At 46.3% G+C, this 423-nt stretch carries 1 protein-coding gene; it reads left to right on the top strand.

Annotation, left to right across the window (positions count from 1 at the left end; translation table 11 throughout):
- Positions 1 to 423 (top strand): GNVR domain-containing protein (locus KYG_RS24520; RefSeq protein ID WP_304412030.1); only part of this gene is annotated, 423 nt, incomplete at both ends.

Raw genomic sequence — 423 nt, 5'->3', positions numbered from 1 at the left:
GCAGTTGGTTACCCAACAACAGCACCTGGCAGCCAGCGATGCCTGCTTTTTTCCGTTCCAGAAAAGGAACGGGAGTTGATGGATATTAACCGGCAAAAAAGTATTAAAGAGAGCCTTTACCTCTATTTGCTGCAAAAGCGGGAAGAAGCAGCTATTTCCAGTTCTTCCACTGTATCCAATTACCAGCAATTAACCCCTGCTGTATCCTCCCCCGTACCGGTTGAGCCCCGCACCAATAATATCCGCATGTTTTCTCTATTGTTGGGTATTGTGCTGCCCTTCGGTATTATTTTTATCATTGATTTACTGAACGATAAAGTTACTAACCGGGAAGATATTGTAGAAAGGGTAGTAGCACCAGTGGTGGGTGAAATCAGCCATGCCGGTTTGGCGGGCCGCCACATTATTGTAAACAGTTCCCGG

It is taken from the genome of Acidovorax sp. NO-1, from assembly GCF_000238595.1.
Lineage (GTDB): Bacteria > Pseudomonadota > Gammaproteobacteria > Burkholderiales > Burkholderiaceae_C > Acidovorax.
Note: the sequence above shows the minus strand (reverse complement) of the source record. Positions and strands in the feature narration are given on the sequence as shown.